Below are 13,150 nucleotides of genomic sequence, written 5' to 3'. Positions count from 1 at the left end.
GAAACCGAACGCGCACGGTGTGTGCGTTGATCACGAAACAATCGTAAGCGGTAATTTCGGCTCATCTGGAACATGCGGGTGAGAGGGAACAAGATTGCGTCCGCAGCTTACACATTGCGGACGCAACTTATGACTGACCTACAAACTGACTTTGACTTCCTGCCCCTGCGGGTGATCGGCAAATCGGCCGACGGCAAGAACCGGTACGACCGTGAGGGCAAGCGCAAGCTGATCGAGGCGTGCCAAAAGCCTGGGGCCTCCGTGGCCGGGCTGGCGCTGAAGGCTGGAGTGAACGCCAACCAGCTTCGCAAATGGATTAGCCTGGCGCGCCAAAAGACACGTCCCCGACGTGCACGGCAGTCGGCGCCAGCCATGGCACCGGCATTCGTTCCTGTTCTGGAAGTGGTTGGTGCTGAGGCGATGCACTTGCCATCCAGGCCGGCGCTGCCCGACGCTGAGCCAGTTGCGGCACGGCGCGAGCCGATGCGGGCCTCACAACGCCCGCCGTTGCCTTCACGGCTGGTGGCGCAATTGCCCAACGGGGTAAGTCTTGAACTTGAATGTGCGCAACAGGACACGGCACTGCTCAGGGCGATGATCGACGCATTGAGGAGTCGCTGATGCTGCGCTTCGCCGATGACCTGCACGTCTACCTGTACCGCGAGCCGATCGATTTCCGTTGCGGCATCAACACCCTTGCCGCCCTGGTTGAGGAATCGATGCAGTTGGACCCGCTCGCCCGTGCCGTCTATGCATTCCACAACCGCAAATGCGATCGCATCAAGCTTCTGCTGTACGAGCGCACCGGTTTCTGGCTGCTGCTGCGTCGGCTCGAGGAAGACCGTTTCGTGTGGCCCCGGCGGAATCAGGAGGTGATCGAACTGACAACGCAGCAGCTTCACTGGTTGCTCGACGGCATCGACATCGACGGCATCGACATCGACGCGCTTCGTCGTCATCCCGTGCGCCATTACCAGCACGTCAGCTAGCCCGATGCGTTGCACGTAAACAACGGCAGGCGCGCCATTTACGAATTGACGTAAACCCACGGCGCACTGCGTTTCGCTATCCTGGAGTGCATGAAGAATGCACCCGACCTCAAACGCGTACCCAGGGCGGTCCAGGGCTATATCCACGCTCTCCAGGCACGTGTAGCCGGCGACGCGAAACATATCGGCGAACTGAACCAGCGCGTCGAGCAACTCGAGGAGCAGCTCCGCCTGCTGCAGGCCGAGCGTTTCGCACCGAAAAGCGAAAAACGCAAAGATCGCGTGTTCGACGAAGCCGAGCAGATTGCACGGACCGAACCGGGCGACGAAGACGATGACGGTGTCCAGCCTGAGCTGCCCGACACCGGATTGCCACCGGCCAGCCAGCCTGAACGACGCAAGGCCGGACGCAAGCCATTGCCGGCGTACCTGACGCGTGAACCAGTCGAATACGACCTGCCGGAGGACCAGCGCGGCTGCCCCTGTTGCGGCAATCAGCTGCATCGCATCGGCGAGGACGTCAGCGAACAGTTGCACGTCGAGGTCAAGTGGACAGTCCGCAAGAACGTGCGTTCCAAGTGGGCGTGCCGGCACTGCGAGCGGCACGCCGAACATACCCCGGTCGTGCTTGCGCCGATGCCGGTTCAGCCGATCCCGGGCAGCCATGCGGACGCATCGGTGATCGCGACGGTCGCGAGCGCGAAGTACGTCGACGGCATGCCGCTGTACCGGATGCAGGAGGCACTCGCGCGCTGGCAGATCCCGGTGAGTCGCGGCACGCTCGCCCACTGGATCATTCGCCCCAGCGAACTGCACTACAGCCGCCTGTATGATGCGCTGCATAAAACGTTGCTGTTGCAGCCGCTGATCCACGGCGATGAAACGACGGTTCAGGTACTCAAGGAACCCGGCAGATCCGCGCAGAGCAAGAGTTACATGTGGTGCTACCGCAGCGCCCAGGACTGCGCCGAGCCCGTGGTGCTGTTCGAGTACCAGCCGGGGCGTGGCCAGGAGCATCCGAAGAAGTTCCTCGGCGACTACAGCGGCATGCTGATGAGCGACGGCTACAGCGCCTGGCGCACCTTGAAAAAGGCAAAGCACTTCGGCTGCATGGCTCACGCCCGCAGGCTGTTCGTCAAGGCGGACAAGGCCGCCGCGAAAAAGACGGACTCCGGCAAGCAGAAGATGCCGAACGCTCGCGTGGCGAAGGCGCTTGAGTACTTCCAGGCCCTGTACCGTGTCGAGGCGCTGGCCAAAGGCGATCTGCCTACTGGCCTGACGCGAGCCGACTACACGTACGACCTGCGGCAAAAGCACAGTGTGCCGCTGCTTGAGTCCTTCAAGGCATGGCTCGATGAACTGGCGCCGAAGGTGGCGCCCCAGAGCCTGCTCGGCAAGGCGATTGCCTACACGCGCAACCAATGGGAATATCTCAGCCGCTACGTCACTGACGGTTGCGCCGCAATCGATAACAACGTGATCGAGCGCGATATCAGGCCGTTTGCTACTTCAAGAAAATCGTGGCTGTTCAGCGACACAGTTGATGGCGCAAAGGCCAGCGCCACGATCTACAGCCTGGTCCTCACATGCCGGGCCTGCGGCGTCGAGCCGTACGACTATCTGCTGCATGTACTCACGGAGCTGCCGCAGCGTGCGCCGGATGCCGACGTGACCGACCTGCTGCCGTTCAATTATGCGCGGCAACAACAGGCCAAGGCACAGACCGGCTGACGCACCGAACGCGCGCCGGTCATCATGACTGCGCGCGCTCCCATCACCCCGATGCAGACATCGCCGGTTGATTTTAACCGCCGAGGTGCGGCTACGCTCGGCCGTCACTTGCAAATGATTCTCGATTCGGCGTGCTAAATTCACCGCTTACAAACAATCAAGGCACCGATCTCGACGCGTCTCAAACTACATCCGGCCGAGATTCACCTGGCGCAGATCGCAGTCGGGAAGTGGATATCCTCAATTTCCTACCGCATGGGGAGCGGCTCCGGATCAAGCCCCTGCTCATGGCACGAAGGTGAGCCGACTTATCTGACGCGAGGCCAGGCGATCCGTGCAGCTGTAACCGTTTTTACCCGCAGGCTTCAGGATCCCCGCCTTGGGAAAACAAAGGAAGCGCCTGCCGTTCGTGCATGGCTCGACAAGCTATGGAGTGCACCCGATCCCGACTGGACCGAGGCAATGGCAACGGAGGTGACTAAATGATGGTTCGCCCGGCCACTTCTATCCCACATCGGCTGCCGCGTAAGCGGAAACACCGCAATAGGCGCTCACGCCATTCCCGCGCTGGCGCGGCCCTCTCGCGCGCATTGAGCGACGACGTGCAAGGCAGCGCTCTCCCGCCCCCCAAAACGATCCAGAAGGACGAAACGCCGCTCTCGCGGCACAAACCCATCAAGACGAACGAAGGCCAGTCGGATTCCCGACTGGCCATTACCGCGCGGCTCGCTTCCCTTCGCCTCGAGATCCGCCAACTGGTCGAGTGCATCGCCCTTCGCGCCGACATCGAGCTGCTCGACCTCATGCGGGACGAGTTAGGCAGCTATAGCCGGCACAAAGCCGCGCAGGAAGCCCGCACGTGGGCAGAACAGGCACGCTTGTCTATCGAAACCGGTTTGATGCAGCTTGACAGAGCACTGCACCCGTCGACATGAGAACGACCATGACAAAACAAGATTTGAGAGCGCAAGACTTCAAGGCCAACGAAATCGAGTTCGGATCGATATTAATCGAGCAGCTATGTGAACTGCCAGACCGCAACAGCCCCGCAGATGACCCTGATGCACTGGTTGCGACGCCAGCCGAGCTACGCGGCTGCATCGAGAAAGCACTCGCTAAATACTGCTTTGTCATTGCATGTGCTGGCGACGACGAGGTGCACTCATGAGCCGCGCGCCGATCAGCTCACGCCGCTATGTGCCCTTGATCATCAACGGCCAACGGCAATCGGCACGCGACCAAGTCACGTTGCACGAGAAGATTGTCGCGAGTTCGGCTTCCAGGGATCCTCGAAATGGCTAATACGAAAACCGCACTCGTCAAGCCGCTGTATCTCGATCTCGAAACTGTCTGCACGATCGTGTCTCTCGCGCCGGCAACTGTTCAGCTGCTGGTCCGTCAAGACCAGTTCCCAAAGCCGAGACTGCTGTCCGGTCGCCGCGTTGGCTGGCTGCTCAGGGAGATTGAAGATTGGGCAGAGCAGCGGCCGATCTCCGACTTGCTTCCGCCAGCGAACACCGGCGCCCGTCGAAAGAAGTCGGTTGCAGCGACTGTCAGCGACCTTCCGCCAGTTGCTCAAGCCTCTCGGACACCCGGGTAAGCCAGATTCGTCGCTCCGCATCGTAGGCGTGCCGGTTGTACACGCCTTTGATGCCTTCTTGCATGTGACCGATTACAGCCTCGCCCACTTCGTCCGGGCAGCCCATTGATGCCAGCATCGTTCGTATCGTGCGACGCAGATCGTGTGGCGCCCAGACCGTTACCGGCAGTCTCGGGCGCACCATCTCCGGCCGGGTCCTCGAATAGGGTTGATGATAGTGCACGGCTGTCTGCACAACCTTCTGCTCTATGTGCGCAGCCGATCCATTCGCCGGTGGGAACAGATAACCTTCGCCATAGACGCTCAGCCTACGTCGCACTACCGCTTCGGCGCGGCCAATAAGAGGCACTCGCAAATCGGTGGCATCTTCGTGCCGCTCGTTCTTAGTCTTCTCCTTCGGGATCGTCCACCACCAGCCGTCGCTTTCCTCAGTCACCTCGCGACCTTCCATGCTCACGATCTCGGCCCCACGTGTTGCGGTCCAGAGGTATAACGTCAATACGTCACAGACGCTTCGGCTAAAATTCGGCAGCCATGGAATCAGGGCCGTCAGTTCGGCATCTGTCAGCGTTCGCTTCTTCCCGACCCGCTTGCCCCCGATTGACTTGCCCTTGCTTTTCAGTTTGCCGCGCATGATCAGACGCCACCAATTTGGCGCGTCTTGCGACAGGCGGCCGGCATCGTGAGCATATTCCCATGCCGCTCCCAGTTCGGCACGCAGCTTCGCAGCCTGAACCGGAATATGGGCGTGCGACTCAAGAAGGTCGAACGCTTGGGCGCGAGTCAGCGTTTCGGCAGTCGCGTCGGCTAGCGGGCCGAGCATCGTGCGGAACATACGTGCAATCTCCTTCGCACCCCTCGTTTTGCGGTTGCGTTCGACGTGCCCCTCAAGGTAGTCACGGCACAGGATTCCCACCGTGTATTTCGACGTCTGCGGTACCATATCGCCGTTCGGGGCTTTACTCGATTGCCGTGACTTGGCAACGGGCTCTTGCCCCTCGTTACGCGCCTCACGAAGCTTTTCCCAAGCGACGGTTGCAGCAGCTGGTGACATCGCCGGCCACTCCCCGATTTTGGTTTGCTTCATGCGCCCGTCGACGGGCGACTTATAGCGATAGGTCCAGCTCTTCGTCCTCGTTGTCGCCACCAAGCGTAAGCCGGGACAATCGGCCACAGTGAGGTGTTGACCGGGCCCAAGTTGCTTTGCCGCGCGGGCATCAAAGTGCATGAGAGTCGGCGTAGGTTTTACCGGAAATCGGCGAAGCGACGCCGGCGTAGGTTAAAAGGAATTCTCGACGAGAAACCTACGCTAAGCACCCAAGTTTTGCAATGTGCTCTCGTACACAGGCGTACCTAGACAGAAACTCGCAAAAATGCCCCGCGCCTTGCTGGATATAGGATAGATGGAAGAAACGACCGCAAAACCTGACGTACCAAGCATCGACATTAGCAGTCACACGCCGATGATGCAGCAGTATGCTCCGCCATACGCACATTTTTCGCATAAACTCTGTACAAACAATACGTTGCAGAGTTTGATATAAAGCACGAAAAAAGTTATTTTCCACTTATTTTCCGCATTTCCACCAGACGATTTTTGGTGCATCGCACAAATACGTGAAGTTGGCGCAGAGTGACGCCCGACCTGAGCACGGCAACCCGCTCAAGAAAAAGCCCCGGACAAACCGGGGCTTTATTCATTCAGGGTGTGAGCGACAGACACTGATGCGTCATCAGCGTGTGCGGCTATCGTTCTCGTAGGCACCGAGCAGAAGACGATAGCGGGTGTCCATCGGTTCAGCGATTCCGTGACGCATGCAATACCGATGCGTGTCCACCGCCGCCAAGCCTTCCGCGAGAAAGCGTTTAAGTCCGCCCTCGATTTCGCGTATCGCCGTGCGCTCGAGAAAAAACTCGTAAGCGGCGAAGTCGTCTCGTTCCTCGGTCATCTTTTGCACCACCACTGTATTTTTATACAGTATAGGCGACCTTCGCCGAAAACACGACCAACAAGAAGCAAAAAGCCCCCGGGGTTACCGAGGGCAGTGTCAGCGTTGCATCGCCTGATGCTCAGGCTTCGTCAGTGACCGGGTCCGTTTGGCGGGTCAGTCCCAGTGCCTTGTCGACGGCGGACTTGTCAGCCGAAGTGAGGCGCTTCGTGAACTTCGCAAAGTCACCGTCTGCTTCAAAAAACGAACGCAGCACTTCCTCGATAAGTTCGCCCTTGTCGACGGGATGGCCGTACGCTTGTGCATAAAACAGGCGGTACTGCTCAATCGCGGTACGTGTGGAAAGTTTGAGGCTAATGTTCAGGCGGTCAGTAGGGTCGATGACAGTAAATTGCTTCAGAGCGGGCATTTTGGCACCTTTGAGAGAGTGTAGTTGTGGTGTGCTGGCTGGCGCGCGTTGCGTTCACCTTGTACACATAACTTATAGTCACCACGAAAAAACTGCCCTCCCCGACCATGCACGGGTCCCGTGTTTTCCATGAAGCAGAAAGGCGCGCAACGTGCGCGCCTAAATTCTCCGCTGCAAGGAGAGCTGCTTGCGCAGCTCCGCTGCGCTTGTTTTCAGCTCACGTCGACCGCCGCGCTCAATTCAGACTCAGCCGCGAACAGCTCGAGTAGCGTCAGCTCGGCGCGCAGTGCGCACAGCAGCGCGCGGTCGTGCCGTGCGGCGGTGACCCCTTTAGCCGTGCGGGCGTAGTCAATGGTGCCCGAGTACGTGCTGCACAGATTGCGGAACTCAGCCAGGCTCACTTCCGCGGCCGTGATGCAGCCGGCACGCGCGGAGTCGAGACGCTCGATAGCAACGCCAATCGGGGGTGTCTGCCGTGATGCAGAGGGTTTCAAAGAGTGCGCAACGGATGTCGCCGGTATCGAGCGCGTGGCCTTCGCCATGAATAACGAAGAAAGCGCGTTCGAGTGCGTCGAGAGCGGAAGAGAACATTGTCGAGCCTTTGCGAGAGAGTGGTGTATTTAGCACCCCGCAGGCCGTTCTGATGACGTGCTCATTTCGGGTATGAAGCCTATAGCTATAAGTTTTATATGGCCCCGGCTAAATACACCGCTCACAGCTCAACCCGCAGCGCCCGAGCGCTGCAACTCTTCCCTGCTTCAGGAACAGCTTGGGCACGGCAACCACACGGGGCGGCCGGCGCCGCCCTGCTATCAATAGGCGCGCACCGCGCGCCAACCCCACACCCTTTCTGCTTCCAATTAACCCCAACCCCCACCCCGCACGAGCGCTTCTTGCTGTTCGGCCGGACTGATGTAAGAACACTCACCGGCGGGTTACACCCGCTCCGCTGTTGTCATTTGCCCCGCCTACGCTCACCCCCATTTTGATATCAAGCACAGGAACAACGGGCTCCCTTATTGCGATACAAACACGCTCGCTGGCCGCTCGCTTTTACTGCGATAGGAAGCACCTGTCTTCCGCGCAACGGCTCAACCCTTCAGTGCGTGAGCAAGCTTCTTATCGAGGTAGCTGAAGACAGCGGCTGCGCCGCTTATTGTTTGCAAAAATGCCGGGAAAGAAAGGTCCCTTACTGCGATAAAAAGGAAACCCACGCACTGCGCTAAGGAGCTGCTTTGCTTCTACCAAGCACTGCGCTACGGAGCCTGCTTGCTCACTGCGCTACGAGGCTCATGGACGATGCCAAGTCACTGCGCTACGAGGCCCCATGCCTTGCTCACAAAGTGGTCCGTATCTGGAGGGGCGTGGCACGGGTAGGAACACCGGGTATCGCGCGGGCATACCGGCTTTTCACGGCGAGCTGCGGTGTGCGCCGCTACGCATACCCCGTGCACTTGAGACACCGCCCCCGGCGCAAATCGCAGCGAGCACCGCTCGCTGCCAACAAAAAAGCCCGCGTGAGCGGGCGATGTTGACGTTGCACGAGACCGAGTTCAGTGTACGGCGCGGTCTCGCAGTGGCAGTGCTTCGACGGCGGCCGCGGCGCGGTGCAAATCGGCGGCAATCTGCCGTGCTCCGTCCACCGTTAGCGGCATGTACACCGTTTCGCCTTTGACTTCGCCTTGCAGGTACACCCCGGACGTCGAGCCTGCTTTAACCAGCAGCGTGTCAATGTAGATTTTTGAGGACATTTGAGAGAGAGCCTTTTATATGTCTTGTGTTTGCAGGTAGCGGCACGCGTTGGTGCCGCGTTTGTGTAATCAGCTGCGCATTACGCGGCGGCCGCCGCTGTTTTCAGTTGCTCGATGCGTTCATCCAGCGCAAGGCGCACAGCCAGCGAGCGCGTCACACCGAGGCGGGGTTTTGCCGACAGCGCAGCTTCGTTGAGCTGCGTACGAAAAGCGAGCGGGTCGCCACCCATACGGCGCACATAGTCGGTGTACAGCTCCGTCGGAATCGAGACACTGGTTCGCGTACCGTCGCTGAGCACGACGGGCATGTGTTTGTGCGCAACGGTGGAAATAGCCTGGTTCATTCGTGGTGTTCCCTCGGTTCAAAAATTTAATTGCAAGGCGAGTTCGAAAAGTGCTTCATATTTCCTATATAGCAACCCCGTTTGAGTTGCCTTTGGGATTGCTCGCACGAAGGATGTGTCTAGCTATCAGTTTTATAAGGACGGGCTAAATACACCGGGCGTGGGAAAGAGGCGCAGTTGGGGGTTAAATGAAAACAAGGGGTGGGTGTGGCTTGGCTTTAGGTGTGCGGGGTAAATTGAAAACAAGGGAGGGCCGCTCAGGTCCGACGTTGTCCCGTGCCAGAAAGCGTAGTTCCCTCCCCGGCCGCTGAGCCGAAGGAGTGGCTCGGAGCGCGCAAGGGAATATACCCACAGGCGCCATGTGTGAAGGCGCGGCGAGCAGTGGTAGCAAGCGGAGGCTGTAGGAAGCCCCTGTTTAGGTCGTTTTAACAGCCAAATAAACAGGGGGTCTGGTCCAGCGGCGCTGGTCCCGCTGGTAGCGGGTAAGCGGCAGACACGCGGAGGGCTCGTGGTCCCTCCGGAGGGTGGCTTCAGGTGCGCTCTGCCCTGCGGGGCAAAATACACCGCGCGTGGCTTTTAGTTTTGCGTGTACTGCCCGCACTGGAAGAGCGAGCATTCGGCCGCGCGGCGGTGCACGAGGCCTGGCGAAACCACCCCGCCTGCCTTGTTCCACGCCGCGAATTGAGCGGCCCCGCCGGCGTAATCGCCTGCGTTAAGTTCGCGCAAAAGCGTGCTCGAACGGAACGCGCAGAGGCCGACGTTGTAAATAAAAATCGCGAGCGCGTCGAACTGGAACTGCGACAAGGCCACTACGACATTCGCGTTAATTGCATTGGTCACGGGCAACAGGTCCTGTGCAAGCTGCGCTTTTCCCTGGTCGAGCGTCAGGGATTGGATGGTAATTCCGTTGGGCATGGCCGATGCCGATGGTCCAAATGCCAGCGCTGTCGCGATAAGGCGTTTGACGAAACGATTTCCACGACGCGCGCATGTCGACGCCTGCGTCGGATACGGTGTGTGTAGCAGTGAATGGCAAAGAAAAACCCCGGTGTATTTAACCCGGGGTCTAGTGCATGGCTGCCGCCGCGATGCGATTACGAGGCCGGACGCTGCCACGCAAAGGTGCAAGAGGCGGTCCCTCCAGTAGGGCTCACGCCCTTGAGGGTGCACTGCATGACGAGTACGCCGGCGGGGATAGCGTTCGTAATTGCGAAGCTGCCGGACGTCGTCGTGTACGTAGTGGGCAGGCTCTTGAGCGACCCACTGCCGGGGGTGTAATTCGCCACCGGTGCGTACTGCACAGTCGCCGTGACCGTCGAACAGGGCTCAAGCCCGAGGCCCGTCTGGCAGCCCTGCACTGCCGATGTGATGAGCCGGTTTCGGCCCGTGGCCGATGCAATCGACTTCGTCTTGCCGGTCGCCTCCGTCACCGGGATAACTTCGCCGCCCAGGCCGAGCGCTAAGTTGTCTTCGGTAATGTCGCGAAGGTCAATTGACACAGTCGCCGTCGGCGTCAACTGAATCGACTGAATCACGTCACCCTTTGCCGATTTCAATTGCTTCGTGTCGGCGGTCAAGGCGGCCTTAAAAGCCGTCGACAGGCCGATATCGCGCAGCTCGCCAACGACGCCGGTGTCAGGGTCACGCGCGCCGATGAGGATGGACGACGCGTCGACAATGGTAATGTTTGTGTTTGCCACGGTTTCGGTTTAAGAGGGGAAGGTGTGGCGTGTAGTGCGAAGCTGCCGCTGCGGAATTGAGGCGCGAGGGATATGCGGCAGGGCGCGCGGTGAGCGCGCAGGAACGGGCCTGCGTAGCGGAGGGCGAGGTGTCGTGCCAGCCCTTCCCTGCCGTTGGCTGCCGGCGCGCTATGCACACCACAAACGCCCGTCTCTGCGCGGGCCCTTCAAACCCTCTCCCATGCAGCCCAGGAAGAAAGCCCCACTGGAGTACGAAGCCCTCTTCTCTTTCTTAAAGCTAAAGGGTTGCGCGCGGTGTGCACCCTTGCGTACCAAAGCTTTTACAAGGGATAAAGAGGAGGCTTCCTTGGACGGGCTAAAGGCCCGGCCCTCCTTAACTGTTATCTGTTATATGTTAAGGAGGAGTTACGTCGTTGATTTTATTGAGTGTATTTCGCCGTCAATACACCGGTCAGTACACCGGTCTTTACACTGGTCATTACACCGTGAGCGGGCAAAATACACCGGCCTTGGCTTGCCTGTAACCGGGCAAAAATACACCGCCCTCACTTGGGCAGAAGCGGCTTACGGCTGTCTGCAGCGGCTCATCAGTGCCCTCGTGGCCTTGATTGACCCAAAACTCGCGCTTCACGCCGCCACCCGCCTGGCCTGAAAAACAAAACCTCACGCTCCGAAAAACGTGGGGTTCGTCAGCAGTCTGAAGGCCCCGGTGAGGGGCCTATTTATTAGAGGCCGGCGGTCTCGAGTTCGCGGGCAGCGCGCTTCGTCGTCAGACCTTCCAGCACGTAAGCTTTCAGTCCGTTGCGGCTTGCGCTTGCCTTCAGCGCCCAGCCCTTAATGAAGCAGGCTTTTTTCAGGTCGTCATGTGCGTCCTTGAGCGTCTCGCGGAAAGTATCGCGGCTGCCTTGCGCGCCGAGATACTCGACGAGGTCATCGAAAGTGAAATCGTACGAACCGTCGTGCGACTGGTAAAACAGAAACAGACGCTTACCCATATCTGACAGCTCGCGATAGATGCTCTCGCTGTACCAGCTGCTCAACTTCTGACCAAAGAACACGCGAGCGTAGCGGCTGATTTCGGTAGAAAACTCAACGGTGTTACCTTTTTCCGTCTTCGTCTCCACGAGGTCGCCGAGCAGCTTAAAGGACACCTTCACGCCTGCCACGCCGGCGCGCTTGAAAAGCTGCTCGTCCGGAAACAGGGCGCACCAGCTTTCGATTACAGCCTTGTCCGATGTCCACAGTTGAATCTCCGCATTCCGCAGACGCTGCAGCTGCTCCACGAGGGACCGCAGCGCCGGCGTGCTTTTGTCGCGGCCGATTTTGCGCAGCAGGTCGAGAACCTTGACTGTCGGCAGACGCTGGCCCAGCGGCACGGTGGCTGCAAGGCGCAGGATGTGCGCGTAGGTTTCCATGTCCGAGGTGCGCAGTTCTTCGCCGATGTACAACATCTCGACGGTGCCAGATTTAAAGCCGGACACGCGGTCAATGCGCATGGGCGCCTCTTTCGTGTATTTCGTCCGCTTCGCATTGCGGGCACCCGTGAAAATCAACGGGCTCCGCATAATGATGTGCGGCAGTGTGAGATGCGTCGGCCGCGCTGTCGGCAGGAACAGGTCCGCAACGCTCTTGTGCTGCGCGAGCTGCTCCGAGCCTTCCAGTAAATCCTCGGACGGTATGTCCTCAAGGTCGAAGGCAGCAGCTTGCACCGGTTGGCGCTCTTCGCGCACAGGGGCCGGAGCCGGTGCTGGCGGCATCGGGTCAAAGTCGTCGTCGACGTCGACAGCTTCACAGACTAGCGTGCCCGGTGCGTTGCGCGCTTCCGCACGCAGGAACCGGGCGCATTTGCGAGCACGCTCGCCGGATGCTTCAGCAGCTGTTGCTTCCTCGGCCTTGCGCTCAGCTTCCTTGTCAACAGGGGGCGCGATTTCACCGATAAGAGGACGGTCGAGGTCGAATCCCTGAATGCCTGCGTCAACCAAGTCCGACAGCGTGTATAGCCAGCTGTACGCGGTCAATTTGTCGGCAAAGCCGGTCCACTCCTGCTTCTCGTCGTGTCCAACGCAACGGCTGGCCCAGTCGCGCAGCGTGTCGCGAAGCTGAATGCGGGCAAACATGCTCTTGTTTGCTTTCACCCACGCCCGCACGTTCGCCGGCGTGAAGGCGGAGAAAAAGTCTGCGTCCAGCTCGAACATGTCGGCGATGTCGCCGGCCGGGAACGTTGCGAACTGCGCGGCGGTGTAGGTGTACTGGGTGTTCATTTGAGAGCGTCCGTTGAGAGCGGGTTATAGCTTCTATAGCGACCTCAAAAAAAACAGCACCCGGCAAAATACGCACACGCTGTCACATGATGCGTGCGACGCCCAGCGGGCTTTTGCCTTTGCTGCACAGGAAAAAAGCTCTGTCGTGCATTGGGAAACCATTGAAATCGTCGGCAACGAACGCGAAAATGGGCCAGCGGCATCGCATTTCAAAGAAACGCCTGCGGCGGTTCGAATGCAGCTTCAAGGGTCCGGACGGTTTCGTGGACAGCGACATTTTCGAAACGCGCGAGGTGGTGCACGCAAAAATGGTCGCGTGTCGCCTGGCGCGCGAACGCGGCGCTAAGCCGCTGCTGGACACCTTCCGCGCAGCGTCAGCCTAAAGTCTGCTTTACACAGCGGAATAAGAAGCCCGG

Annotated in this window: 16 protein-coding genes and 1 pseudogene; 7 read left to right on the top strand and 10 right to left on the bottom strand. The window is 59.5% G+C overall.

Going from position 1 to position 13,150, the window contains the following annotated elements; translation table 11 throughout:
• The first annotated feature begins 129 nt into the window (after positions 1-129).
• The 6 genes from tnpA (at position 130) to BLW71_RS03480 (ending at position 4,320) form a co-directional block, all read left to right on the top strand.
• A complete protein-coding gene (tnpA, locus tag BLW71_RS03505; RefSeq protein ID WP_091800339.1) occupies positions 130-621 on the top strand; it encodes an IS66-like element accessory protein TnpA in 492 nt (163 codons plus the stop codon).
• Positions 621-989, top strand: coding sequence for an IS66 family insertion sequence element accessory protein TnpB (gene tnpB, locus BLW71_RS03500; RefSeq protein ID WP_177204968.1), 369 nt, complete (start codon positions 621-623; stop codon positions 987-989). The genes tnpA and tnpB overlap by 1 nt, the downstream gene beginning before the upstream one ends.
• A gap of 90 nt (positions 990-1,079) precedes the next feature.
• Positions 1,080-2,720, top strand: a complete 1,641-nt coding sequence (tnpC, locus tag BLW71_RS03495) for an IS66 family transposase (protein WP_091793202.1) — start codon at positions 1,080-1,082, stop codon at positions 2,718-2,720.
• 590 nt (positions 2,721-3,310) lie between these two features.
• Entirely contained in the window at positions 3,311-3,655 is a 345-nt protein-coding gene (locus BLW71_RS03490; protein WP_286161925.1) for a hypothetical protein, read from the top strand.
• 8 nt (positions 3,656-3,663) lie between these two features.
• Positions 3,664-3,888, top strand: coding sequence for a hypothetical protein (locus tag BLW71_RS03485; RefSeq protein WP_091793196.1), 225 nt, complete (start codon positions 3,664-3,666; stop codon positions 3,886-3,888).
• 126 nt (positions 3,889-4,014) lie between these two features.
• The gene (locus BLW71_RS03480; RefSeq protein WP_091793194.1) at positions 4,015-4,320 is read left to right on the top strand and encodes a helix-turn-helix transcriptional regulator; all 306 of its coding nucleotides are present in this window, start codon (positions 4,015-4,017) and stop codon (positions 4,318-4,320) included.
• On the opposite strand, the gene BLW71_RS03475 is transcribed toward BLW71_RS03480, so the two are convergent.
• The 10 genes and pseudogenes from BLW71_RS03475 to BLW71_RS03435 all read right to left on the bottom strand — a co-directional run bounded on the left by BLW71_RS03475 (position 4,274) and on the right by BLW71_RS03435 (position 12,734).
• On the bottom strand, positions 4,274-5,548 hold the full coding sequence (locus BLW71_RS03475) for a tyrosine-type recombinase/integrase (protein ID WP_091793192.1): 1,275 nt from the start codon (positions 5,546-5,548) through the stop codon (positions 4,274-4,276). The two genes, BLW71_RS03480 and BLW71_RS03475, sit on opposite strands and share 47 nt — an antisense overlap.
• 505 nt (positions 5,549-6,053) lie before the next feature.
• Complete coding sequence (locus BLW71_RS03470) at positions 6,054-6,269, bottom strand: hypothetical protein (RefSeq protein ID WP_143048291.1); 216 nt, start codon at positions 6,267-6,269, stop codon at positions 6,054-6,056.
• Between the two features lie 121 nt (positions 6,270-6,390).
• Positions 6,391-6,678 (bottom strand): DUF2274 domain-containing protein, encoded by a 288-nt coding sequence (locus tag BLW71_RS03465; protein WP_091793188.1) that lies wholly within the window; start codon positions 6,676-6,678, stop codon positions 6,391-6,393.
• A gap of 212 nt (positions 6,679-6,890) precedes the next feature.
• On the bottom strand, positions 6,891-7,220 hold the full coding sequence (locus tag BLW71_RS03460; protein WP_091793186.1) for a hypothetical protein: 330 nt from the start codon (positions 7,218-7,220) through the stop codon (positions 6,891-6,893).
• 1,011 nt (positions 7,221-8,231) lie between these two features.
• The gene (locus BLW71_RS03455) at positions 8,232-8,429 is read right to left on the bottom strand and encodes a hypothetical protein (protein WP_091793184.1); all 198 of its coding nucleotides are present in this window, start codon (positions 8,427-8,429) and stop codon (positions 8,232-8,234) included.
• 80 nt (positions 8,430-8,509) lie between these two features.
• On the bottom strand, positions 8,510-8,773 hold the full coding sequence (locus tag BLW71_RS03450; protein WP_091793182.1) for a hypothetical protein: 264 nt from the start codon (positions 8,771-8,773) through the stop codon (positions 8,510-8,512).
• Between the two features lie 576 nt (positions 8,774-9,349).
• Complete coding sequence (locus tag BLW71_RS03445) at positions 9,350-9,688, bottom strand: lysozyme (RefSeq protein WP_091793180.1); 339 nt, start codon at positions 9,686-9,688, stop codon at positions 9,350-9,352.
• Between the two features lie 22 nt (positions 9,689-9,710).
• Positions 9,711-9,764, bottom strand: a pseudogene (locus BLW71_RS42905) (hypothetical protein); the annotation flags it as partial.
• Between the two features lie 103 nt (positions 9,765-9,867).
• Positions 9,868-10,473, bottom strand: coding sequence for a hypothetical protein (locus tag BLW71_RS03440; RefSeq protein ID WP_091793178.1), 606 nt, complete (start codon positions 10,471-10,473; stop codon positions 9,868-9,870).
• 725 nt (positions 10,474-11,198) lie between these two features.
• Positions 11,199-12,734 (bottom strand): hypothetical protein, encoded by a 1,536-nt coding sequence (locus BLW71_RS03435; protein WP_091793177.1) that lies wholly within the window; start codon positions 12,732-12,734, stop codon positions 11,199-11,201.
• Positions 12,735-12,820: 86 nt separating this feature from the next.
• Between BLW71_RS03435 and BLW71_RS03430 the strand changes: the two genes are divergently transcribed.
• Positions 12,821-13,117: a hypothetical protein gene (locus BLW71_RS03430; RefSeq protein WP_143048290.1), complete on the top strand. Its 297-nt coding sequence runs from the start codon at positions 12,821-12,823 to the stop codon at positions 13,115-13,117.
• Positions 13,118-13,150 lie beyond the last annotated feature (33 nt).

The organism is Burkholderia sp. WP9 (assembly GCF_900104795.1).
GTDB lineage: Bacteria > Pseudomonadota > Gammaproteobacteria > Burkholderiales > Burkholderiaceae > Paraburkholderia.
Note: the sequence above shows the minus strand (reverse complement) of the source record. Positions and strands in the feature narration are given on the sequence as shown.